This window comes from Rhodococcus sp. C26F, assembly GCF_053345925.1.
Window position 1 is genome coordinate 5,378 of record NZ_JBKFBA010000041.1, and the last position, 24,204, is coordinate 29,581.

The 24,204-nt window shown below is 67.8% G+C and carries 22 protein-coding genes; 11 read left to right on the forward strand and 11 right to left on the reverse strand.

Annotated elements, in window-relative coordinates; all coding sequences use genetic code 11:
- The 6 genes from ACLBYD_RS26025 to ACLBYD_RS26050 form a co-directional block, all read right to left on the reverse strand.
- Positions 1-138: NTP transferase domain-containing protein (locus tag ACLBYD_RS26025; RefSeq protein ID WP_447818711.1), on the reverse strand; the 138-nt coding region annotated here is incomplete at its 3' end.
- Between the two features lie 10 nt (positions 139-148).
- Entirely contained in the window at positions 149-562 is a 414-nt protein-coding gene (locus tag ACLBYD_RS26030; RefSeq protein WP_060653735.1) for a nuclear transport factor 2 family protein, read from the reverse strand.
- Positions 559-1,440, reverse strand: a complete 882-nt coding sequence (locus ACLBYD_RS26035; protein WP_447818684.1) for a TIGR03619 family F420-dependent LLM class oxidoreductase — start codon at positions 1,438-1,440, stop codon at positions 559-561. The genes ACLBYD_RS26030 and ACLBYD_RS26035 overlap by 4 nt, the downstream gene beginning before the upstream one ends.
- 9 nt (positions 1,441-1,449) lie before the next feature.
- A complete protein-coding gene (locus ACLBYD_RS26040; RefSeq protein WP_447818685.1) occupies positions 1,450-2,625 on the reverse strand; it encodes a thiolase domain-containing protein in 1,176 nt (391 codons plus the stop codon).
- The gene (locus tag ACLBYD_RS26045; protein WP_447818686.1) at positions 2,625-3,686 is read right to left on the reverse strand and encodes a thiolase domain-containing protein; all 1,062 of its coding nucleotides are present in this window, start codon (positions 3,684-3,686) and stop codon (positions 2,625-2,627) included. Before ACLBYD_RS26045 ends, ACLBYD_RS26040 begins: the two co-directional genes overlap by 1 nt.
- Before the next feature lie 14 nt (positions 3,687-3,700).
- A complete protein-coding gene (locus ACLBYD_RS26050) occupies positions 3,701-4,672 on the reverse strand; it encodes a Zn-ribbon domain-containing OB-fold protein (protein WP_447818687.1) in 972 nt (323 codons plus the stop codon).
- A 90-nt stretch (positions 4,673-4,762) separates the two neighbouring features.
- Between ACLBYD_RS26050 and ACLBYD_RS26055 the strand changes: the two genes are divergently transcribed.
- A complete protein-coding gene (locus tag ACLBYD_RS26055; protein ID WP_447818688.1) occupies positions 4,763-5,800 on the forward strand; it encodes an LLM class F420-dependent oxidoreductase in 1,038 nt (345 codons plus the stop codon).
- 94 nt (positions 5,801-5,894) lie between these two features.
- Here ACLBYD_RS26055 and ACLBYD_RS26060 read toward each other — a convergent pair whose 3' ends face one another.
- Positions 5,895-7,424: an AMP-binding protein gene (locus tag ACLBYD_RS26060; RefSeq protein WP_447818689.1), complete on the reverse strand. Its 1,530-nt coding sequence runs from the start codon at positions 7,422-7,424 to the stop codon at positions 5,895-5,897.
- A gap of 129 nt (positions 7,425-7,553) precedes the next feature.
- Entirely contained in the window at positions 7,554-8,441 is an 888-nt protein-coding gene (locus ACLBYD_RS26065) for a crotonase/enoyl-CoA hydratase family protein (protein WP_447818690.1), read from the reverse strand.
- A 45-nt stretch (positions 8,442-8,486) separates the two neighbouring features.
- On the opposite strand from ACLBYD_RS26065, the gene ACLBYD_RS26070 reads away from it, so the two are divergent.
- Positions 8,487-10,154, forward strand: a complete 1,668-nt coding sequence (locus ACLBYD_RS26070; protein WP_447818691.1) for an acyl-CoA synthetase — start codon at positions 8,487-8,489, stop codon at positions 10,152-10,154.
- Positions 10,155-10,162: 8 nt separating this feature from the next.
- Complete coding sequence (locus ACLBYD_RS26075; protein ID WP_447818692.1) at positions 10,163-11,275, forward strand: NAD(P)H-dependent flavin oxidoreductase; 1,113 nt, start codon at positions 10,163-10,165, stop codon at positions 11,273-11,275.
- A 90-nt stretch (positions 11,276-11,365) separates the two neighbouring features.
- Here ACLBYD_RS26075 and ACLBYD_RS26080 read toward each other — a convergent pair whose 3' ends face one another.
- Both ACLBYD_RS26080 and ACLBYD_RS26085 read right to left on the reverse strand, forming a co-directional pair.
- Entirely contained in the window at positions 11,366-11,947 is a 582-nt protein-coding gene (locus ACLBYD_RS26080) for a TetR/AcrR family transcriptional regulator (RefSeq protein ID WP_447818693.1), read from the reverse strand.
- A gap of 38 nt (positions 11,948-11,985) precedes the next feature.
- A complete protein-coding gene (locus ACLBYD_RS26085; protein ID WP_447818694.1) occupies positions 11,986-12,366 on the reverse strand; it encodes a hypothetical protein in 381 nt (126 codons plus the stop codon).
- Positions 12,367-12,918: 552 nt separating this feature from the next.
- Here ACLBYD_RS26085 and ACLBYD_RS26090 point away from each other — a divergent pair.
- From ACLBYD_RS26090 to ACLBYD_RS26125, 8 genes are all read left to right on the forward strand, one after another.
- Positions 12,919-14,745, forward strand: coding sequence for a multicopper oxidase family protein (locus tag ACLBYD_RS26090; protein ID WP_447818695.1), 1,827 nt, complete (start codon positions 12,919-12,921; stop codon positions 14,743-14,745).
- Entirely contained in the window at positions 14,742-15,917 is a 1,176-nt protein-coding gene (locus tag ACLBYD_RS26095) for an alpha/beta hydrolase (protein WP_447818696.1), read from the forward strand. Before ACLBYD_RS26090 ends, ACLBYD_RS26095 begins: the two co-directional genes overlap by 4 nt.
- The gene (locus ACLBYD_RS26100) at positions 15,914-17,191 is read left to right on the forward strand and encodes an oxygenase MpaB family protein (protein ID WP_447818697.1); all 1,278 of its coding nucleotides are present in this window, start codon (positions 15,914-15,916) and stop codon (positions 17,189-17,191) included. The genes ACLBYD_RS26095 and ACLBYD_RS26100 overlap by 4 nt, the downstream gene beginning before the upstream one ends.
- Before the next feature lie 41 nt (positions 17,192-17,232).
- Positions 17,233-18,285, forward strand: coding sequence for a lipocalin-like domain-containing protein (locus ACLBYD_RS26105; protein WP_447818698.1), 1,053 nt, complete (start codon positions 17,233-17,235; stop codon positions 18,283-18,285).
- A complete protein-coding gene (gene hmgA, locus ACLBYD_RS26110) occupies positions 18,282-19,625 on the forward strand; it encodes a homogentisate 1,2-dioxygenase (RefSeq protein ID WP_447818699.1) in 1,344 nt (447 codons plus the stop codon). The genes ACLBYD_RS26105 and hmgA overlap by 4 nt, the downstream gene beginning before the upstream one ends.
- Positions 19,625-21,100 carry an aldehyde dehydrogenase family protein gene (locus tag ACLBYD_RS26115; RefSeq protein ID WP_447818700.1) on the forward strand — a complete coding sequence of 492 codons (1,476 nt, stop codon included), beginning with the start codon at positions 19,625-19,627 and terminating at the stop codon, positions 21,098-21,100. Before hmgA ends, ACLBYD_RS26115 begins: the two co-directional genes overlap by 1 nt.
- Before the next feature lie 19 nt (positions 21,101-21,119).
- Positions 21,120-22,370, forward strand: coding sequence for a CaiB/BaiF CoA transferase family protein (locus ACLBYD_RS26120; protein WP_447818701.1), 1,251 nt, complete (start codon positions 21,120-21,122; stop codon positions 22,368-22,370).
- Positions 22,371-22,521: 151 nt separating this feature from the next.
- The gene (locus ACLBYD_RS26125; RefSeq protein WP_271037832.1) at positions 22,522-23,652 is read left to right on the forward strand and encodes a nitronate monooxygenase family protein; all 1,131 of its coding nucleotides are present in this window, start codon (positions 22,522-22,524) and stop codon (positions 23,650-23,652) included.
- A gap of 16 nt (positions 23,653-23,668) precedes the next feature.
- Here ACLBYD_RS26125 and ACLBYD_RS26130 read toward each other — a convergent pair whose 3' ends face one another.
- Positions 23,669-24,190, reverse strand: a complete 522-nt coding sequence (locus tag ACLBYD_RS26130) for a DUF3253 domain-containing protein (protein WP_271037831.1) — start codon at positions 24,188-24,190, stop codon at positions 23,669-23,671.
- Positions 24,191-24,204 lie beyond the last annotated feature (14 nt).

Sequence of the window (24,204 nt, forward strand, 5' to 3'; positions counted from 1 at the left end):
GTCGTCGCAGCCGCCGCCGAGCAGCGCATCGACGACGGTATGCAGCAGGGGACGGCCACGGTGGGGGAGCAGCGCCTTCGCGCGCCCACCCAACCGCGAGCCGTCCCCTGCTGCGAGAACGATTCCGGCGGTCGGCATACCGCCGATGCTACGAGACCGGTCGCAGAGTCTTCATCGCGCGATCCACTTCCCAGAACGCACGCAGCGACACGATCTTCCCGTCGTCGTCGACCCGGTAGACGAACACGCCCTCCGCGTCGATGAGATTGCCCGCCATCGTGGTGCGGATCGTGCCGATGTTGACGCACTCGCTGCCGCACACCAGCACGTCGTCGACGAGGAACTCGAGCTTGTCGGTGTTCGCGATGGTCATGTCGTAGAACTTCGCGATCGCCTCGTGGCCGTGGTGTCCCTTGCCCTCGGGATCGAAACCGGACGGGCCGACGGGATCCTCGACGCACGCATCCTCGGCGAACAGTGCGAGCCACTCGTCCTTGCGTTTCCCGCTCGCCGCCGTCTGCGACGCCCGGGCCGCCACGCGCGCCGGATGTTCCTCGCTCATGCCGCGTCCTTTCCGTGGATGTACTTGTCGGCGAACTTCCGCAGCGATTCCTGCTTCGCCTCGAGTGGCGAGTCGAATCCGTGCCCGTCGAAGATCCACGGCACCACGATGATGTCGGTGACCCCGGCGTCGGCGAGTTCGGCATAACCGGAGCTGCCGAACCTGTCGACGCACACGGCCTGGATCTCGAACGGCTCGTCGCTGCGGCCGTACTCGGCGCGCAACTCGCGCAGTCGGGTGATGACCTCGACGAGATCGTCGTACTCGATCATCGCCGACGTCCACCCGTCCCCGACCCTGGCCGCGCGCCGCAGTGCCACATCGGTGTGCCCACCGACGTAGAACGGCACCGGTTCGGTGGGGGCGGGGCTCATCTGGAGCCGGTCGAAATCGTAGAACTCGCCGTGGTGCTCGACCATGCCGCCGCCGAGGATCAGCTTGAGCACGTCGATCATCTCGTCCACGCGCTTGCCGCGCTTGGCGTACGGGACGCCGCACCACTCGAATTCCTCCGGCGCCCATCCGATCCCGACACCGAGACCGAACCGGTTGCCGGTGAGGTTGGCGACCGAACCGACCTGCCGGGCCAGCAGCACCGGATTGCGCGAGCCGAGCTTGAGCACCTGCGTGTAGAACCGGATCGTCGACGTGGCGGCCGCCATGGACGCCGCGGCGATGAGCGGATCGACCCACGGGGTGTCGGGCGTCCACATCCGCGAACCGTCGGGGGTGTACGGATAGTCGACCGTCTGCTTCTCCATGTAGAACAGGGAGTCGGGCAGGGCGATCGAGGTGTATCCGCATTCCTCGGCGGTCTGCGCGATGCCGGTGAGCTGGTCGAGCGGGGTCATTGCGACCCCGACGGTGAACGAGACCATGCCCGCCTCCTAGTTCGTGGGCCGGTCGGAGCCCACGACCCACATGGAGAAGTACTGCGAGCCACCGCCGTAGGCGTGTCCGAGTGCCTTGCGGGCACCGTCCACCTGGTGGTCTCCCGCCTTGCCCATCACCTGGATCGCGGCCTCGGCGAAGCGGATCATGCCCGACGCGCCGATCGGGTTGGAGCAGAGCACGCCGCCGGACATGTTGATCGGCAACTGGCCGCCGATGGCCGTCGCGCCGGCCTCGGTGAGCTTCCAGCCCGAACCCTCAGGAGTGAAACCGAGATTCTCGAGCCACATCGGCTCGAACCACGAGAACGGCACGTAGATCTCGGCGCAGTCGATCTCGGTGAGCGGATCGGTGATACCGGCCTGCTTCCACAGCGCCGCGGCGGCGATGCGACCGGCCTCCGGATTGACCTGGTCGCGACCGGCATAGGTGGTCGGTTCGGTGCGCATCGCGGTGGCGTGGATCCAGGCCACCTTGCGGCCCGCCTGCTCGGTGGCCTTCGCGGTGTCCTCGTCGCCGAGTACGACCGCGCACGCACCGTCGGACGACGGGCACGTCTCGTCGTACCGGATCGGATCCCACAGCATCTGCGAGGCCTGCACCTTCTCGAGCGTGATGTCGGGCTGCTTCAGATGCGCGTACGGATTCTTCGCGCCGTTGAGACGGTCCTTGACGGCGACCATCGCCCCGATGTGTTCGGGCGCGCCGGACCGGCGGATGTACGAACGGACGTGCGGTGCGAAGTAGCCGCCCGCGCCGGCACCGACCGGCATGGTGAACGGGACCGGTGTGGACAGCGCCCACATCGCGTTCGACTCGGACTGCTTCTCCCAGGCCACCGCGAGCACCCGGCGGTGCACACCGGCTTGGACGAGGCTTGCCGCGACGTTCGCCGTCGAACCCCCGACGGACCCGGCGGTGTGCACGCGCAGCATCGGCTTGCCCGTGGCGCCGATGGCGTCGACCATCGACAGTTCGGGCATCATGACGCCCTCGAACAGGTCGGGGGCCTTGCCGATCACGACGGCGTCGATGTCGTCCCAGCCCACCTGGGCGTCCGCCATGGCGCGGTCGATCGCCTCGCGGACGAGGCCGGACATCGACACGTCGTGCCGCTTGGCGACGTAGTGGGTCTGCCCGGTTCCGAGGACAGCTGCGGGTTGCTTCGCCATCAGTTGCGTCCCTCCAGAACGGCTACCAGATTCTGTTGCAGCACAGCACCACTCGTCGCATGCGCGAGTGCACGTCCGGCCGTGCCGTCCATGATCGCCTGCGCTGCGTAACCGATGCGCTCGAGACCGCCGGAGAACATCGGGTTGCCCGTCAGCGGTCCGCCGGACGGGTTGATCGTCGTCGAATCGTCCAGGCCGATCGCCTCGCGGAGGATGAGCTCCTGGTGCGTGAACGGCGCGTGCAGTTCGGCGACGTCGAAGGCGGTGTCGCCACCGGTGACCGCCTGCGCGGCGGCCCGTGCGGAGGTCGACACCGTGAGATCGAGCGAGCCGAAGTTCGGTGAGTCGGTGCGGTGTTCGATCCCGGTGATCCACGCGGGGTTCTCGCACAGCTCGCGGGCCCGGTCGCCGCTCGCGAGGACGATCGCGGCGGCACCGTCGGTGACCGGAGCGCAGTCGTGCTTGCGCAGCGGGTCGGCGATGTACGGCTGCGAGAGCAGGTCCTCGATGTCGAGATCGCCCGAGAGCTGGGCCTTCGGGTTGTTCTTCGCGGCCGCGCGACTGCGCACCGCGACCTCGGCCATCTCGCGGTCGGTCCACTTGCCGGAGTCGAGACCCATGCGGGCCTGCAGACCGGCGAGCGAGACGGAGTCGACGCCGAGCGGTGCCACGAGGTACGGATCGAGCTGCAGGGAGAGTGTGCGCCGCAGGGTGCCGGCCGAGGACTTGCCGAAGCCGTACACGAGGGCGGTGTCGACCTCGCCGGTGATGAGCTTGACCCACGCCTCGTAGAGCGCCCAGGCTGCGTCCATCTCGACGTGCGACTCGTTGATGGGCGGGACCGCGCCGATCGCGTCGATCGCCGAGATGAACGAGAAAGCGCGTCCGGCAAGGTAATCGGAGGAACCCGAGCACCAGAATCCGATGTCGGACTTGGTGATGCCGAGCTTGTCGTACAGCTCCTGGAAGCACGGGACGAGCATCTCGACGCCGTTGGTGGTGCCGAACGTCTCGCGCACGTGCGGAGCATGCGCGAAGCCGACGACTGCAATGTCTGTCATGGTGTCCGCTGCTCCTAGAGGTGGTGTTTGAAGGTGTCGTAGTCGGCGTCGGGTTCACCGGTGGGCCGGAAGTACTCGATGTTGCGCAGCGTGTGGTCCCACTCCTCACGCGGACGCCACTTGGCCTCGACGCGCATGCCCATTCGTACCTCGGAGGCGTCGCATTCGAGGATCAGGTGCAGGAACGGGATGTCGGCGCCGTCGAGCAGCACGTAGGCGGCGACGTAGGGTGGCTTGATCTGCTGGCCCATGAACGGGACGTTGACGATGCAGAAGGTGGTGACGATGCCCTTGTCGGGCACCTCCACCGGTTCCTTGGTGGGCACGCCGTCGGTCGGGCTCGCGCCGCGCGGCGGCACGTAGACCTTCCCGCCGGGGCCGGTGCGACCACCGATGATCTTCCCCTCCTTCAGCCCGCGCAGGTACCAGGACTCCTCGGGGGAGGCCGAATGGCGGTAGTGCAGGTCGACGGGGGTGGTGATCATGGTGACCGGTTCACCGTCGGCCGCTTCCACGGTGAGGGTCGACTCGCCGGGTTCGAAGGCCTCGATGTCGTGGATCTCGCCGGTGCGCTCGGCCGCCCAGCGCACGCGCACACGCAGACCCGCCCCGATCTCGTCCGGGTACGCGACGTCGACGGCGTGCAGCAGCGTCGTGTCGGCTCCGTCGAGACGGATCAGCGCCCACGCGAACGGCCGGTCGAACGGCTGTCCGGGCAACGGCTCGGCGTTCCACGTCCAGCTCACCACGGTGCCGGTCTGCCCGACCTCGACGAAATCGGTGAGCGGTTCATGGGTGACCGCGTCGAATTCGGGGGGCGGGACGAGGACCCGTCCGTCGGATCCGCGCGCGCCGAGAATGCGGCCGTCGCGCAGTCCGGTGACGAAGGCTCCGACGGTCGGCCCGGTGGATCGTGTGTAGTCGAACTTCAGATTCAGCGGTGCGCTCAGCGGTGGCTCGGCAACCGCGCTCTTTCCCAGGCTCACAATTTCGAGTAGAACAGGTTCTAGTGTTGCTGGCAAGAGCGGCGCGCGAACTGCACCTCGCCGCGATTCGTCCGACAGGAAAGGCGTCCAATGAAACTGGGACTGCAACTCGGTTACTGGGGTGCCCAGCCACCCCCGAACGCACCGGAACTCGTTGCTGCGGCCGAGGCCGAAGGATTCGACGCCGTCTTCGCCGCCGAATCGTGGGGGTCCGACGCGTTCACTCCGCTCGCCTGGTGGGGTTCGTCCACCGAAAGGGTGCGGCTCGGCACGTCCGTCGTGCAGATCTCCGCACGCACACCGACGAGTTGCGCGATGCACGCGCTCACGCTCGATCACCTCTCGGGTGGCCGGCACATCCTCGGCCTCGGCGTCTCGGGGCCGCAGGTGGTGGAGGGCTGGTACGGGCAACCGTTCGCGAAGCCGCTCGCGCGCACCCGCGAGTACGTCGACGTGATCCGCAAGGTGCTCGCGCGCGAAGAACCGGTGACCAGCGACGGACCGCACTTCCCGCTGCCCTGTGCGGGCGCCGGCTCCACCGGGCTCGGCAAACCGCTCAAGCCCATCACGCATCCGTTGCGGTCGGACATCCCGATCTGGATCGGTGCCGAAGGCCCGAAGAACGTCGCGCTCACCGCCGAGATCGCCGACGGCTGGCTTGCGATCTACTACACCCCGCGACTGGCGTCGATGTACGACGAGTGGCTCGACGAGGGGTTCGCCCGGCCGGGTGCCCGGCGCACCCGCGAGGACTTCGAGATCGCCGCGACCTGCCAGGTGGTCGTCACCGACGACCGCGCGGCGACCATCGCGGCGATGAAACCGGTGACGGCGCTGTACGTCGGGGGAATGGGCGCGCCGGAATTGAACTTCCACGCGCAGGTCTATCGGCGGATGGGGTACGACGCCGTGGTCGAGGAGGTGACCGCGCTGTTCCGTGCCGGTCGCAAGGACGAGGCTGCGGCCGCGATCCCGGACGAGATGATCACCGAGACGATGATCGTCGGGAACGCCGACGAGGTGCGCGAGGGTGTGAAGCGCTGGGAGGAGGCCGGCGTGACGATGCTGCTGGTCGGTTGCCGCGACGTCGACCAGGTTCGCACGATCGCCGACGTGGTGCTGCGCTAGACCGTGGTGCTGCGCTGGACCGTGGTGCTGTGCTGAGCGCGACAGCGGGCGGAAACCGTTCCGTGAGGACGGCTTCCGCCCGCCGCGTGTGGCATCAAGAAGCGTAGGCGGCCTTCAGCTTGCCCTTCACCAGCTTGCCCGTGGGGGTGCGGGGCAGTTCGTCGACGAAGTCCACCGACCGCGGCACCTTGAAGTGGGCGACCCGCTCGCGGACGTACGCGATGAGGTCGTCGGCGAGATCGGGTGATGCGGTGGCACCGGACGACACCTGCACGACGGCCTTGACCTCCTCACCCATCTCCGGATGGGGTACGCCGATGACGGCGACGTCCTCGACGGCCGGGTGCAGGGCGAGCACGTTCTCGATCTCCTGCGGATAGATGTTCACTCCGCCGGAGATGATCGTGAACGACTTGCGGTCGGTCAGATACAGATAACCGTCCTCGTCGAGATAACCGAGGTCGCCGACCGTGGTCCAGGTGGGATGCTCGGGATGCTGCGACGCCGCGGTCTTCTCGGGATCGTTGTGGTACGAGAACGGAACCTTCTCGTACTCGAGGTAGATGGTCCCCACCTCACCGGCCGGGAGTTCCCGCCCTTCCTCGTCGCAGATGTGCGCGGGCCCGAGCACGCTCTTGCCGACCGAACCCGGGTGTTCGAGCCATTCCTGGCTGTTGATGAACGTGATCCCGTTGGCCTCGGTGGAGCTGTAGTACTCGTAGATCACCGGTCCGAGCCAGTCGATCATCGACCGCTTGACCTCCGGCGGGCACGGCGCGGCGGCGTGGACGAGCACGCGCAGACTCGACAGGTCGTGGCGGGCACGGATCTCGTCGTCGAGCTTGAGCATGCGGACGAACATCGTCGGCACCATCTGCCCGGCGGTGATCTTGTGCTCCTCGATGTGCCGGAGCGCGGTCTCGGCGTCGAACTTCTCGGCGAGGACCACCGTGCCGCCGAGCGCGTGGATCGCTCCACCCCAGCGCAGAGGCGCTGCGTGATAGATCGGGGCGGGGGAGTAGTAGACGTCGGAGTCGGTGAGGCCGAAGAGGAACTGCGCCACCGTCACCAGCGGCTCACCGGGTTCGTCGACGCGACGTTCCGGGAGATCCGGCTGGATTCCCTTGGGGAAGCCCGTGGTTCCGGACGAGTACAGCATGATGGCGCCGCACGGTTCCTCCTCGAGCCGCGGACCGGCCCCGGCGAGGGCGTCCTCGTACGACTCGAAACCGCGCACGGCGCCGCCGAACGCGAGTCGCGCGGAACCGATCGTGACCTTCTCGCCGACCTGTTCGGAAAGCTCACCCAGCGTCGCCGAGACGATCAGGGCCTTCGCGCCGCTGTCCTCCACGATGTACGCCACCTCGCCGGCGGTGAGGTGGCTGTTGACCGCCGTGATGTACAGCCCGGACCGCATTGCGGCCCAGAACACCTCGAATGCCTCCGGCCGGTTCTCGGTGAGGAGGGCGACGACGTCGCCGGGGCGGAGCCCGGCATCGTGCAGCACTCGGGCGAGCGCCGCCGACCGGTCGTCGAGTTCGCGGTAGGTCAGGCTCCGGCCACTGTCGGCCAGGACGACGGCGAGCTTGTCCGGGGCGGTGCGGGCGTGGACTCCTGGATACATGGGGCTCCTCATTACCTCGGCGAACGCTGTGGCCCTGTGTTGTGGGTCACAGCGGGCAATGTAGCAGAGCTAATGACATGACTGTGACCGCGCTCTCACGGATGGGAGCGCGGTCCACAGCAGCGCAGGTCAGGAACCGGTGAACTTCGGGGCACGCTTCTCGGCGAACGCCCGCGGACCCTCCTTGGCGTCGGCGCTCTTGAAGACGGCGGCACCGAGCTCGGCGTCGATTCGGAACGCCTCCTCCTCGTGCAGACCTTCCGAGTCGCGGATGGTCCGGAGGATGGCCTGCACGGCGACCGGGCCGTTGTTCGCGATCGTCTCGGCGATCTCGAGGGCCTTGTCGAGTGCGGTGCCGTCGGGGACGACGTAACCGATGAGCCCGATCTCCTTGGCCTCGGCGGCCTTGATGTGGCGGCCGGTGAGCAGGATGTCGGCGGCGATCGTGTACGGGATCTGCCGGACGAGGCGCACGGCGGATCCGCCGAGCGGGAACAGTCCCCACTTCGCCTCGGAGACGCCGAATTTCGCGCTCTCGCCGGCGACGCGGATGTCGGTGCCCTGCAGGATCTCGGTGCCGCCGGCGATCGCGGCGCCCTCGACGGCCGCGATGAGCGGCTTCGTCAGGCGGCGGCCCTTCAGCAGTGCGGGGAGCCGGCTGAGATCCCACCCACCGCCGTTGCTCCCCTCGCCCTGCTCGAACTTGTCTCCGGGAGGCGCTGCATTCATCGCCTTGAGATCGGCTCCCGCGCAGAACGCGCCACCGGCGCCGGTGAGGATCGCGACGCGGATCTCGGGATCGTTGTCGACGCGGTCCCACGCCTCGTTCATGATCGCCATCATCTCGCCGGACAGCGCATTTCGTGCTTCGGGACGATTGAGCGTGACGATCAGGACGTGACCGCGTTGCTCGACGAGGCAGTGCGGTTCGCGGGACGAGATGTCCGAATCGGCTGCGCCGGGGGCTTCGGTAGCGGACACTGGCAGGACTCCTCGCGGTGTTGTGAACTGGATCATATTCGGGTCTTGTCAGAAACGGTAACACGTTCTACTTTTGTCAGCGTGGCCCTAAACATCGCAGACCTCGTCGAACACGCAATCGACCTCGTTCCCGAGCGCGTCGCGCTGGCCTCGGACGGACGTGAGGTCACCTACGCACAGCTGGAGGAACGAGCCAACCGAATTGCTCATTACCTGCGCAAACAAGGAGTGGAGCCGGGCGACAAGGTCGGCATCTACTCCCGGAACACCATCGAGGCCGTAGAGGCGATGATCGCGGTCTTCAAGATCCGCGCCATCATGATCAACGTCAACTACCGCTATGTCGAGAACGAGTTGCAGTACATCTTCGACAACTCCGACATGGTGGCCCTCATCCACGAGCGCCGGTACTCCGACAAGGTGGCGAACGTCCTCCCGAGCACACCGCTGGTGAAGACCGTCGTGGTGGTCGAGGACGGCACCGACGTCGACTTCTCGGCCTATAGTGGCATCGAATACGAAGCGGCACTGGCGCAGAGCTCGCCGGAACGCGACTTCGAAGACCGCAGCGCCGACGACATCTACATCCTCTACACCGGTGGCACCACCGGCCACCCCAAGGGCGTGATGTGGCGTCACGAGGACGTCTGGCGTGTCCTCGGTGGCGGCATCAACTTCATGACCGGCGAGTGGGTCAAGGACGAATGGCAGCTGGCGAAGGAGGGCGCCGAGAATCCCGGCCTCGTGCGCTATCCCATCCCGCCGATGATCCACGGTGGCGCCCAGTGGGCGCTGTTCCAGTCGCTGTTCAGCGGTGGCAAGGTCATCATGCACCCCGAGTTCTCGGGCCACGAGGTGTGGCGCATCATCGACGACCACAAGGTCAACGTCATCTTCATCACCGGCGACGCGATGGCCCGCCCCATGCTCGACGCACTCGAGGAGGGCAACCCGAAGACCGGTCAGCCTTACGACCTCTCGACCCTGTTCGCCATGGCGTCGAGCGCCGCTCTGTTCTCCCCGTCCATCAAGGACCGCTTCCTCGACCTGCTGCCCGGCAAGGTCATCACCGACTCCATCGGTTCGTCCGAGACCGGCTTCGGCGGCATCGGTATCGCCGAGAAGGGCAAGACCCTCGGTGGCGGACCCACGGTGAAGATCGACGAATCGACCACCGTCCTCGACGACGACGGCAACCCGATCGAACCGGGTTCCGGCAAGGTCGGCATGGTCGCGCGCACCGGCAACATCCCGCTCGGCTACTACAAGGACGAAGCCAAGACCAAGGCGACCTTCCGCGAGTACAACGGGATCCGCTACTCGATCCCCGGCGACTACGCGCGCGTCGAGGGTGACGGCACCGTCACGATGCTCGGCCGCGGTTCGGTCTCGATCAACAGCGGCGGCGAGAAGGTCTACCCCGAAGAGGTCGAGGGCGCACTCAAGCAGCACCCGGCGGTCTTCGACGCCCTGGTGGTCGGTGTGCCGGACGAGCGCTTCGGCGAGCGGGTCTCCGCCGTCGTCGCCCTGCGCGAGGGCGAGCAGACGACGCTCGACGAACTCATGACGACGGCACGGTCGAAGATCGCAGGGTACAAGGTGCCGCGCGCGGTGTGGTTCGTCGACGAGATCAAGCGGTCGCCGGCCGGCAAGCCCGACTACCGGTGGGCCAAGGACCAGACCGGATTGCGTCCGGCCGACGAGGTCTACAACAACGGCGACGGCAACGGCGCCGCGGCGACGGGATAGAAGGACGCATGCAGACCGGCCTCAGCAAGAAGTTCGGTATCGAGTATCCGATCTTCGGATTCACACCTTCCGAACACGTCGCGGCGGCGATCAGCCGCGCGGGCGGACTCGGCGTCCTCGGGTGTGTGCGGTTCAACGACCCGGAGGAACTCGACGCCGTCCTGACCTGGATGGACGAGAACACCGACGGCAAACCGTACGGCGTCGACATCGTGATGCCCGCCAAGGTGCCCACCGAGGGCACCGCGGTGGACCTCGACAAACTGATCCCCGCCGAACACCGTGCCTTCGTCAACCGCACGCTCGAAGAACTCGGTGTGCCGCCGCTGTCCGACGACGTCGGCGAGGCGAGCGGTGTTCTGGGCTGGCTGCATTCGGTCGCGCGTTCGCACGTCGACGTGGCCCTCGCGCACCGGCCCGCCCTGATCGCCAACGCCCTGGGGTCGCCGCCGAAGGACGTCATCGACCTCGCGCACGAGAAGGGAGTGCCGGTCGCGGCACTCGCGGGTGCGGTCGAGCACGCGAAGCGGCACGTCGAGAACGGTGTCGACATCGTGATCGCGCAGGGCTACGAGGCCGGCGGGCACACGGGTGAGATCGCATCGATGGTGCTGTGGCCCGAAATCGTCGATGCGCTCGGCGATTCCGCGGCAGTGCTCGCCGCCGGCGGTGTGGGATCGGGACGGCAGGTCGCGGCGGCGCTGGCCCTCGGCGCCTCCGGTGTGTGGATGGGTTCGTACTGGCTCACCACCTCGGAGTACAAGCTCGGGGCGGCCGCGCACGGTCCGTCGTCGATCCAGCGCGCGTTGCTCGGAGCGAGCTCGTCCGACACCGTGCGGTCGCGGATCTATTCGGGAAAGCCCGCGCGTCTGCTCAAGACCAAGTGGACGGAGGCGTGGTCGAAACCCGATGCGCCCGAACCGCTGCCGATGCCGCTACAGAACATCCTGGTGAGCGAGGCGCATCAGCGCATGTCGGCGGCCGATGACCCCGAGGCCGTCGCGATGCCGGTCGGGCAGGTGGTGGGGCGGATGAACGAGATCCGTCCCGTCGCGGAGATCATGGCCGAACTCGTCCGGGGCTACGACGAGGCGGTCGAGCGGCTGAACGAGGCGCGCTAGACAGGACCACAGTGGTGGGGTGGCAGGTGCCCGGGGCGGAGTGATCAGCCCCGGGCATCGTCCCGTTTCGGGAGCGGCGCCGGACAGGGATCAGCGGCGGACCAGGATCTTCAACAGCTCCTGGATCTGCGTGGCCGTGGGGGAGGGCAGACTGTCGCGGCCGTAGAGGAAGCCGATGCCCGCGTAGACGAGGGTGCCGGCACGCAGTTCTGCCTCTTCCTCGTCGAAACCCAGTTCGAGGAAACAGTTTCGGACGACGGCCATGATGCGCTGGTCGAGTGCGCGGACCGACTCGGCGACCTGCGGATCGCTGCGCGCCCACTCGCGCACCGCGACCTCGGCCTCCCAGGCGCGTTCGTCGACGAGCATCGCACCCATGTGGGCGAGCCGTTCATCGACCGGCAGTTCCTCGAGGCTCGTCAGACCGCGGGCGGCGTCGTTGTCCTGCGAGGTGTAGCGGGTGGCGATGGCCTTCATCAGGTCGTCGATGTCGGAGAAGTGCCAGTAGAAGCTACCTTTGGTGACTCCGAGGTCGTCGCACAGTCGCGAGATCTTCACGGCGCTGCGTCCTTCGGAGACGAGCAGGCGCAGACCCGCTTCGGTCCAGTCGTCGAGGGACAGCCGTGGTCGTCTGCTCGACCGGCGACCACTCCTCGCCGGTTGCTCTGCCACGGATGGTCACCTCGTCTCGATCGGATCCGAAATCGAGACTACATGCCCGAACCGGGCAGTGCCGTGAGGACGGCTTCGCGTGCCGAGCCGTCGTGGGGGAGTGCCCAATGGTGAACGCATGGTGACGAATCCGGCCCGGGCAGCGTGACCACGGTCGAGGTGGGTAGCGCGCCGTTCTCGGGTGGGACGACGAGTCCGTCGCAGCGGGAGACGATGTCGGTGTAGTCGATCCCGGTCGTGGGCAGGCCGCGCGCATGCAGGTCGCGGAGGAGATCCGATCCGGCGATGATCTCGCGGCATCCGGCGCACAGGGGGTCGACGAGCGGCTTCTCGAGGGCGAGGACCGCGTCATAGGTGCCGAGGTCGCGGCTGATCTGCTCGGCGGCGGCCAGTCCGGCGATCTCCGTGCCGTGCCACATGGCACCGAGCGTGGTCAGCGACCGGACCCGATCGGTGCTGTGAGCCTGCAGATATCGCTGGGTGACGAGGGAACCCGCGCCGTGGGCCCACGACGTCGACCGTGCATCGCGATCGCTGCCCGCACAGCTCGTCCAGGGCGTCGGTCAGGTCGCGTGCGCCCGCGTCGACCCCGCGCATGCCGGCGAGGGGGAGCGGGACGTCGGTGCCCGTCGGTTCGCCCCAGGTCACCGGGACGGTGCAGAAGCCGGCGCCGGTGAGGTCGGCGCGCAGATCGGACCACACGTCCGGAGTGCTCGCGAGGTCGTGGACGAGCACCACCGCGGCGTCCTCGGCGGGGCACGGTGCAGTGTTCGGATCGGCAGCTGCGGGTGCCGGTGCCACCATGCCGACGGTGGGAACAGCGACCGCCGAAACCATCACCGACCAGGGGAATCGAGTCATCTGCACTCCTCCGTGCGCACTATTGACCAAACCATACCGTATGGTACTGTGGCGGCGGTCACGATGACTGTCCGCATCGACTCCCGATCCGGAACACAGAAAGCCGCGTCATGCAGAGACTCACCCGTAGAACCCTTCTCGCCGGGCTCGCCGCAGGAACCGGTGTGGTGCTTCTCGGCGGCCGAGCGTTCGCGGACGGGCCGGACATGTCCCGCCCCCTGCTGTTCCGCTCCCCACGACTCGAACCCTTCGTCGACGACCTTCCCCTCCTGCCGCGTCTGGACTCGTCGTCCTACCGGATCGACGCCGTCAGCACGATGCACAGCTTCCACCGCGACCTTCCGCCCGGTCCCGCCCTCGCCTACGGCGACAACACCTACGGCGGACCGACTCTCGTGGCGCACCGCGGGCAGGAGACGTCGATCGAGTACCGCAACCGCATCGACGCGCATCCCTTCGCCGTCGACTTCGACACCTCGCTGCACGGTCTGAGCGAACGCGACCGCACCGACGTCCCCACCTCGATGCACCTGCACGGTGGGGTCACGCCTCCGGAATTCGACGGCAACCCCGAGCAGATCTCCCGGCCCGGACAGGGATTCACGTACCGCTTCCCGAACCGCCAGGACGCGACGACGCTGTGGTACCACGACCACGCCATGGCCGTCACCCGCCTGAACGCCTACGCGGGACTGGCCGGCATGTACCTGCTCCGCGACGACTACGACACCGGACTGCCCGGCAACCCGCTGGGCCTGCCCACCGGCGAGTTCGAACTCGATCTGGTGCTGCAGGAGAAGATCGTGAACAGCGACGGTTCGCAGAGCATCCGCTCCACCCCGATCGTCCCGCAGGGTCGCTGGGAGGGCGGCGCGGTCGGCGACGTCGGCGTCGTCAACGGAAGGATCTGGCCCGAGGCGCGGGTCGCGCGAGGTCTCTACCGGGTCCGGCTGCTCAACGCCGCGTCGTTCAGCATCTGGGACCTGCACTTCTCCAACGGCATGCCGTTCTGGGTGATCGGCATGGAGGGCGGCCTGCTCGACGCCCCTGCCCCCACGACCCGCGTGCGCCTGTCGCCCGGCGAACGCGTGGACCTGCTCGTCGATTTCGCGCAGCTCGAGGCGGATGCCACCGTCGAACTGCGCAACTCCGAACCCGCCGCACCGCAGGCCGCGCAGATCGGTGCCGTGCTCATGCCGCTGTTCATGCGGTTCCGGGCCGAATCCACCCGCGGTTTCACCGGACCGGTCCCGGACCGGCTGCGCGGCGGCCCCGGCCTTCCACCTGTGGTCGGGCCGATCCCGGCGCCGCAGAACGTGCGGAACGTGTCGCTGAGCCAGCCCTCGGAGGTGCGGATCCCGCCGTCGATCATGTCGCTGAACAACCTGATGTACCACAGCACCGACATCGAGATGCCGCGTCAGGGCACCGTCGAGCAGTGGAACATCGTCAACGCGACGCCCGACCCGCACCCGATCCACCTGCACCTGGTGCACTTCCGTGTGCTGGGGCGGCAGGCGATCAACACCCTCGCGATGTGTGCGCGACAGCCGCAGCCGCCCATCGGGCTCGAGTGGACGCCCGATCCCGACCCGTACGTCGTCGAACCGATGCGGGGACCGGAGCCGTGGGAGACCGGCTACAAGGACACGGTCGTCTGCGATCCGAACTCGGTGACCCGCATCGTCGCGTACTTCCCGACGGCCGACGAACTCGGTTTCGACCCCGACGCGACGTTCTCACGCGAGGTGCACACCTTCGACCCGCACCGCGCCGGGCACAGCGGACACGGTGATCACGCCGGCCACGGTGACACTGCCGGCACCGCCAGCACTGCCGGCACCGCAGGCGGCGACCTGCAGGGATATGTGTGGCACTGCCACATCCTCGACCACGAAGACCACGACATGATGCTCAAATACCGGACGGTGACATGACTTCCACCAGTTCCACCACGACCCGAGACCACTTCCAGCGCATCCCGTACGAGCCGGCGAACGACGGTCGCGTCGAGATGCACTCCGGGCTCAGTCGCCACTACCCGACGCTGCACGGCAACCTCGTCGCGCAACCCGGGTACTCGAAGGACGTCGGTGTGGTCATGTGCCACCCCGCCTCGAACTTCCTGAGCCACTTCCTGCTCCGCACCTTCGCCGAAGCAGGCGTCCCCGCAATGGGACTCAACACCCGCTACTCGTCCAACGAACCGGCACTCATGATGGAGCGGGCCGCCTTCGACCTCGGCACCGGAGTGCGGTGGATGGCCGACGAACTCGGCTTCGAGAAGGTCGTGCTGCTCGGGTTCAGCGGCGGTGGATCGCTCGCGTCGTTCTACCAGTCGCAGGCGCAGAACCCGACCGTGACGACCACACCCGCGGGCGACCCGGCACCGTTCGCCGAGGCGAACCTGCGACCGGCCGACGCCCTGATGCTCGTCGGCGCACACCCCGGCCGGGCACGCGTTCTCCGGCACTGGATCGACGGCGCGGTCACCGACGAATCCGATCCCTACGCCACCGATCCGGATCTAGACCTCTACGCCCCCGGTCGCACCGCACCGCTCGATCCCGAATGGGTGCAGCGCTACCGCGACGCACAGCTCACACGGATGCGCCGCATCGACGCCTGGGCGCTCGAACAGCTCGCCGACCTCGAACGCACCGGCGCCTCCGATCGCGGCTTCGTCGTGCATCGCACCGTCGCGGACCCGCGCTTCGTCGACCTGAACCTCGACCCGAGCGACCGCGAACTCGGCTCCATGTACGGAGATCCGAAGGCGGCCAACATCGCCGCCGGTGGCCTGGCCCGCTTCGTCACGGTGCGCAGCTGGCTCAGCACATGGAGCGTCGACCACACCCACGCCGACGCCCTCACCGATCTCCGCAACGTCACCACCCCGACGATGGTGATGAGTCTGCTCGGAGACCAGGCGGCCTTCGCCGAGGACTCGCGGCTGATGTACGACGCGCTCGCGGGCACCCACAACGAACTGATCGAGATGCGGAACCTCAACCACTATCTCGTGGATCAACCCGACGGACTCTCCGACGTCGTCGGACGGCTCGTCGCGTGGATCGGCCGAACGGTACTCGAGGAGGTATCGGCATGACCCGAACACTCGCAAGTCCCGGAACCACCGCACAGGACCGATGCCCGAGCGCCTTCCCCTACTGGCAGGCGCTGGAGAAGCCCGGGGTGAAGCGCACCCGCAACCTCGTCCGACGGCTCACCGGCTTCGACTTCCTGCCCACCGACGAACAGGCCCGGGCCCTGTGCAACGACCTGTTCAGCGGCGACCCCACGGCGGAGCGCTTCGTCGACGAGGTCTACCACGGTGAACTCGGACCGAAGAAGACCCGCGAGATGCTCGACAAGGCACTCGTCGACGGCATCGACTCGCTCGACGATGTGCCCGACGCGATGAAGGCGCTCTTCGAGGAGTTCGAGACCGTGCCCGACTGGGTGCAGCCCGAACTCGTCGAGCAGGGCGCCGCGATCTGGCGTCGCTGGGGCACGATGCTGTTCAGCTTCGCCGGCGCCGAAACCCTCGAGATCTACACCGAAGCGGCCGTCGCGACACCGCTGTCACTCGCCGGAGGCTATGCCGGCGACAACGCCCTGCGCCGTTTCCTCGAGACCTGCCGGTTCTGGATCGACGTATCGGAACCGGGCGCGCTGCTCGCCCCGGGTTCGAAAGGACGGGCCACCGCGCTGAAGGTCCGCGTGATGCACGTGTCGGTGCGCTCGCGGGTCGCGAAGCACCCCGAATGGGACATCGCCAAGTGGGGACTGCCGATCAGCCAGACCTACATGCTGCTCACCCTCATCGCCGGCAGCCTCACCCCGGGCCTTGCCCTGTGGACCCTCGGCTACCACACCACCCCGCGAGAGATCCGCGCGCTCATCCACTTCCAGAAGTACATGGGCTACCTGCTCGGGGTGCGAATGCAGTGGTACCCCGAGACCATCGCCGACAGCATCCGCGCGCTCATGACCACCGTGATCTCCCGCTCGTACGACTCGGGTGAGCACGGCAAGGAACTCATCGAGTCCTACCCGCAGGCGTTCGCCCCGCGCGACGGGCACCGCGGTCTGAAGAGGCTGCGGGAGCACTACAACTTCCGCATCAACTCGGTGTACTCGGCGATGTTCATGGGGCCGGGCACCCGACGCAAGTACTCGATGCCGAAAGTGCCTCCCTGGGTGATCATCCCGATCGTCCGCTTCCCGCTCATCACCGCGATGGAACTCACCCGGCGGTTCGTCCCCGGCGCGGCCGGCGTGCACGAGAAGATCATGTGCGCCCACCGCGAGAACTGGTACCGCGCCCAGACGGAAGGCCGCGAAGCACAATTCGACGCCAGCGGAGCGCTCCGGAGATAACCGGCCCGCCCCGCCCCCTTCACCCTCGTACGGAGAACTCAATGACCCTGCAGATCATCGAAGCCTGGAACGGCCCCGGACGCCGCGACGGCGAGATCACCGCCGTGGAGGCCACCGACAACGGCGCCCACCCGTCCACCGACAAGCACGCCTTCGAACACTGGTACTTCGACGCCCATCTCGACGACGGACGGATCGTCGTGGCGATGATCCAGACGCGGGAGTTGGTGCACCGCAAGCCCGGTGTGGAGATCCACGTCTACAGCGCGGACGGCAAGCGGCGCGAAGCGAGCCGGTCGTACACCGACGCCGACCTCTCGGTGTCCACCGAACGGTGCGACGTGCGCGTCGGCGAGAGCTTCGCGAAGCTGGTCCGCGAGGAGGACGGGCTGCCCGTCTACCAGGTGTCGGTGTCCGAAGGAGACCTCGCCTTCGACCTGACCTTCACCGCCGAGGTCCCGCCGTGGATGCCCGGTCGCGGCCAGACCAGCTACAACGAACGCGAATTCTTCGCGTGGGTCGTCGGCGCACCCCGAGCGCGGGTCGCGGGGACGGTGACGGTGGACGGGAAGACCACCGGGGTCTCCGGTCGCGGCTATCACGACCACAACTGGGGCGTCGGCGACATGAAGCGCCTCATCGACAAGTGGTACTGGGGTCGGCTGTACACCGAGGACTTCACCCTCGTCTACGCCATGGTGCACACCCAGAAGAAGTACGGCTCGCACTGGTCGCAGCCGGTGATGGTCGCGCAGGGACGGGACGTGATCCTCAGCAACGGCGAGGTGGAACTGACGGAGGGGCCGATCGTGCACAACGCGGTCGCCGACCGCACCTACCCGGCGTGGATCCGCCTCCGCATCCCGGGCTCGCTCGACGTCAAACTCACCGTTCGCGAGATCGTGCACGCCCACAACCTGCTCGAGGACGTTCCGCTCGCGTCGAGCAGGCTGCTCAAGCCGCTCGTCAACCGGCTCGTCGGTCATCCCGGCTACTTCCGATTCCGGTCGGACTTCACGATGACGGTGACCGTCGACGGAACCGATTACGGGCGTTCGGGTTCGACGCTGCACGAGATGGTCGCGTTGACATGAGCGAGCGCGCGGACGTCGGTGTGGAGCCCGGCGGCGCGGGCATCGAGTATCTGCACGGCTTCGGCAACGAGCACTACAGCGAGGCCGTTCCGGGTGTGCTTCCGTGGGGCCAGAATTCGCCCCAGCGGGTCGCGTACGGGCTCTACGCCGAGCAGCACTCGGCCACCGCGTTCACCGAGCCCCGCGAGATCAACCGCCGCACATGGACGTACCGGATCATGCCTTCCGCCGCGCACGGTCCCTTCGAACGGATCGACGACGCCGGCTGGGTGTCGGCACCCGACGCCGGGGGAGTGCTCACCCCGAATCGGTTGCGGTGGGATCCGCAGCCGGAATCGGCGCCGGGCACGGACTTCCTCGACGGCGTGACGACCTACGCCGTCAACGGGGACGTCCGGGCCCGCACCGGCATCGCCGTCCATCTGTACGCGGCGTCGCAGTCGATGACCGACCGGTACTTCGTCGACGCCGACGGAGAACTGCTGTTCGTGCCGCAGGACGGCGCGCTGCTGCTGTGCACCGAACTCGGACGTCTGCTCGTCGAACCCGGTGAGATCGCCGTGATCGGGAGGGGTCTGAGGTTCCGCGTGGACCTGGTGGGGGAGAAGGCGACCGGCTACCTGCTCGAGAACTACGGTGCCGCCCTGACCCTGCCGGAACTCGGCCCCATCGGCGCGAACGGTCTCGCCCACGCCCGCGACTTCCTGTACCCGACGGCTCGGTACGAGGACCGTTCGGACACGGTGCAACTCGTGCAGAAGTTCGGTGGGCACCTGTGGGCCACCGAACTCGACCACTCGCCCCTCGACGTCGTCGCCTGGCACGGCACGCACGGTGCCTACAAGTACGATCTCGGCCGCTTCAACGCGATGACCACGGCCGGCTGGGACCATCCCGATCCGTCGATCTTCACCGTGCTCACCTCGCCCACCCCGATTCCGGGGCAGGCCAACGTCGACTTCTGTGTCTTCCCCGACCGCTGGGTGGTCGGAGAGCACACCTTCCGGCCACCGCACTTCCACCGCAACGTCATGGCCGAGTTCATGGGACTCGTTCGTGGACAGCATGACTCGAAGGCGGAAGGATTCGTCCCCGGTGGCGCCTCGCTCCACAACCAGTGGGGCGCCCACGGACCCGACGTCGAGACCTTCGATCTCGCGACGTCGGCCGAATTGAAGCCGGTCAAGCTCGTGAACACCCTGTCGTTCATGTTCGAGACGAGACTCGCCCTCTCCGTCACCGACGCGGCCCACCGCGCAGCGCATCGCCAGCCGAACTACGACTCCTCGTGGTCCGGCCTCACCCGACGCTTCACCCCACCTTCTCCCCAGGAGTCGTGATGACCGAACTGTCCACCCCCGCACCCGTCGTCGTTCCCGACCCGCAGCTGCGGATCGGCGGTCGAACCGTGCCCGCCCGTTCCGGTGCCCACTTCTCGTCGATCAACCCGGCGACGGAAGAGGTCGTCGCCGAGGTCGCGGCGGGTGGGGCCGCCGACATCGACGCGGCCGTCCTCGCCGCGCGCGACACCTTCGACTCCGGTGCCTGGTCGCGGATGGCCGGTGCCGAACGCGGCCGGATCCTCTCCCGCGCCGCCGATCTCATCGAGCAGCACGCCCCCGAACTGTCCGCGCTCGAGACCGCGGAGATGGGCAAGCTCTACGCCGACACAGTCGCCGGGGACATCCCCGCCGCCGCGGCGTCGTTCCGGCACTACGCCGGCTGGGCCGACAAGATCGCCGGTGAGGCGATGATCCTTCCCGATGTGGGCCCGCAGCACCGCTTCGGGTTCACCCTGCGCCAGCCGCTCGGCGTGGTCGGTGCGATCACCCCGTGGAACAACCCGACGGTCGTCGCGGCCTGGAAGATCGCCCCGGCCCTGGCCGCCGGATGCTCGGTGGTCGTCAAGCCCGCCGAGGACGCCTCGCTGTCGACGCTGAAACTCGCCGACCTGCTCGCCGAGGCCGGGGTGCCGGACGGCGCGTTCAACGTCGTGCCCGGTCTCGGTCCCGAAGCCGGTGCTGCGCTGGCCGCCCACGAGGGCATCGACAAGATCACCTTCACCGGCAGCCCGGCCGTCGGCAAGACCATCACCTCGCTGGCCGGGGAGAAGTTCCGCAAGGTGACCCTCGAACTCGGCGGCAAGGCCCCGCAGCTGATCTTCCCCGACGCCGACCTCGAGGCGTCGCTGCCGTGGATCGCGATGGGCAACTTCTACCACCAGGGCCAGGTGTGCGCGGCCGGCACGCGCGTGATCGTGCACGAGTCGATCGCCGATGAGGTGGTCGAGGGACTCGTCGAGTTCGCGCGCGGCGCGGTGATCGGTGATCCCTTCGATGCGTCGACGACGCAGGGCACCATCGTCAACCGCAAGCAGCTCGATCGCATCCTCGGCTACATCGAGAAGGGCCGCAGCGAAGGTGCTCAGCTGCTGACCGGCGGGTCGCGCGTCGGGGACCGCGGTTTCTTCGTCGAGCCGACCGTCTTCCGCGGCACGAACGACCTCACCATCGCCCGCGAGGAGATCTTCGGTCCCGTCGCCACGGTCATCACCTTCAGGACCACGGAGGAGGCCGTGCAGCTGGCGAACGCCACCAAGTACGGTCTCAACGCGTTCGTCTTCAGCCAGAACCTGTCGACAGTGCACAGCGTGATCCCGCAGTTGCGTGTGGGCACGGTGTGGGTCAACGGCTGGGGTGTGCCCGATCCGGCACTACCCTGGGGTGGACGTGACGCGAGCGGCATCGGTCGTGAACTGGGCCGCAGCGGGCTCGAAGCGTTCACCGAGGAGAAGACGGTTCACCTCGGTTACTGACCAGAGGACGGAAGAGGCAGTGACACAAGTCGAGTCGACACAAGGCGAGTCGACACAAGGCGAGTCGCAGGCAGCGGGAGCGCTGGCGGACATCAGGGTGCTCGAACTGGGAACCCTGATCGCCGGTCCGTATGCAGGACGTCTGCTCGGCGACATGGGTGCCGACGTCATCAAGATCGAGGATCCGAAGCGTCCCGACCCGCTCCGCACCTGGGGACAGGGCGAGCGGGACGGGCACCGCTACTTCTGGACGGTGCACGCGCGCAACAAGCGCTGCGTCACCCTCGATCTGCGGGCACCCGACGGGCAGGAACTGTTCCGGCGTCTCGTCGCCGAGTCCGATGTGGTGGTCGAGAACTTCCGTCCCGGCACGCTCGAGAAGTGGGGGCTCGGCTACGACGTGCTCTCCGAGATCAATCCGGGCATCGTGCTGGCCCGCGTCTCCGGCTACGGGCAGACCGGTCCCAAGGCCGGGCAGGCCGGCTACGCGTCCGTGGCCGAGGCGGAGAGCGGACTGCGGCACCTGAACGGATATCCCGGCCAGGCACCCCCGCGACTCGCGCTCTCCCTCGGCGACTCCCTCGCCGGGATGTTCGCCGTGCAGGGCATCCTCGCCGCGCTGCTCGGTCGCGAACGGACCGGACGCGGGCAGGTCGTCGACGTGGCGCTCACCGAGGCGTGCCTCGCCATCCAGGAATCGGTGATCCCCGACTACGACGTCGCGGGCGTCGTCCGCGGCCCCTCCGGCACCCGGCTCGAGGGCATCGCCCCGTCGAACCTGTACCGGACGTCCGACGACATGTGGATCGTCATCGCCGCCAACCAGGACACGGTCTTCCGTCGCCTGTGCGCGGCGATGGAACGCCCCGAGCTCGCCGACGACCCGCGCTTCGCCGACCACCTCGCGCGTGGCGTGAACCAGGACGAGCTCGACGCCCTCATCGGTGAGTGGGCGGCGACGTGGACGCTCGACGACCTGCTGGCGCACCTGTCGTCGTCGGGTGTGGTGTCCGGTCCGGTGAACACGGTCGCGGAGGTCGTCGCGGATCTGCAGTTCCAAGCACGGGACATGATCGTTCCGCATCACGACGAGCGCACCGGCACCGACGTGCTCGGCCCCGGTGTGGTGCCGACGCTCACCGCGACGCCGGGTTCGGTACGTCGTGCCGGTCCGCCCGTCGCGGGATACGACAACGCGGCGGTCTACGGCGAGATTCTCGGACTGAGCGACATCGAGCAGAAGGAACTCCGCGAGCGGGGAGTTATCTGAGGTACGCAACGCGAGGCGAAGGCTCGCAACGTCGGCAGTCACTGCTGATGTTGCGAGCCTTCGTCCGTTGTTGCGTGCCTTTCGCACAAGGCCATCTCGCACTAATGTAGAACGTGTTCCAGTCTTGCGACTTTCTATCGAGGAGTGCCGAATGCACACGCCCATCTGCGACGAACTCGGCATCGAGTTCCCGATCTTCGCGTTCACCCACTGCCGCGACGTCGTCGTCGCCGTCGCCAAGGCCGGCGGCTTCGGCGTCCTCGGCGCCGTCGGGTTCACACCGGAAGAGCTCGAAATCGAGCTGAACTGGATCGACGAGCACATCGGCGACCGCCCCTACGGCGTCGACATCGTCATCCCCAACAAGTACGAAGGCATGGACGCGAACCTCTCCGCCGAGGAACTCACGAAGATGCTGCAGTCGATGGTGCCGCAGGAGACCCTCGAATTCGGTCGCAAGATCCTCACCGACCACGGTGTCCCGCTGCCCGAAGGCGACGATAACGCGTTGCAGCTTCTCGGTTGGACCGAGGCCACCGCGACCCCGCAGGTGGAGGTGGCGCTGCAGCATCCGAAGGTCACGCTCATCGCCAACGCACTCGGCACCCCACCGGCCGACATGATCGAGCACATCCACGAGGCCGGTCGCAAGGTCGCGGCGCTGTGCGGTTCGCCGAAGCAGGCCCGCAAGCACGCCGACGCCGGTGTCGACATCATCATCGCCCAGGGCGGCGAAGGTGGTGGGCACTGCGGTGAGGTCGGCTCGATCGTGCTGTGGCCGCAGGTCGTCAAGGAGGTCGCACCGGTCCCGGTGCTGGCGGCCGGAGGTATCGGCAGCGGCCAGCAGATCGCCGCGGCGCTCGCGCTCGGCGCCCAGGGTGCGTGGACCGGTTCGCAGTGGCTCATGGTCGAGGAGGCCGAGAACACCCCGGTGCAGCAGGAGGCCTACATCAAGGCGAGCAGCCGCGACACCGTCCGCAGCCGCTCGTTCACCGGCAAGCCCTGCCGCATGCTCCGCAACGACTGGACCGAGGCGTGGGAGCAGGAGGGCAACCCGAAGCCCCTCGGAATGCCGTTGCAGTACATGGTCTCCGGCATGGCCGTCGCCGCCACTCACAAGTACCCCGACGAGTCGGTCGACGTCGCGTTCAACCCCGTCGGTCAGGTCGTCGGGCAGTTCACGAAGGTCGACAAGACCTCCGCGGTCATCGAACGCTGGGTGCAGGAGTACCTCGAGGCGACCGGCACGCTGGAGAAGCTGAACGAGGCCGCGAGCGTCTGATCCGCTCGGATTCGTCTCACGGGGAGGGACGAGGGTGCTCGAGGTTCGGTCCGGGTGCAATCCGGATCGGGCCTCGAGCCGTCTCCACGTCCACCGGCTCGCCCTTCTGCGTGATCACGACGTGTTCGCTGCGTTCGAGTTCGGCGGCCACCGAGCGGGCGGTGTCCATCAGGTCGCGCCATGCTTGTCCGCCCGCAACCCGCGCGGCGTCGCTCGGGCAGATGGTCGACGGATCCCGTTCCCGGAGCAGTACGCAGATCGTGGCCGCAAGCCGTTCGCGGGCCGCGTCGTCGTCGAGCGGCTCCCACCACGGATGCCCGCGCTCACCGAGCGCGACCTTGGCGTCCTGGACACGATGTCGCGCGGCGTCGCCCTCGCTCTTCACGAGACGGCGGGCGCGCATCAGCTCCGCCACCAGCTGCTTCCGCAGCGGTTCGGGAATCGCGGGATCGGTGGCACGCCAGCGCCGCCCCTTCACCACCACATATCTGCCGTCGGGCGTGCGTTCCGCCTCGCCGGATGACCCGTCGGTGTCCATCGGCCCCGCCCGTC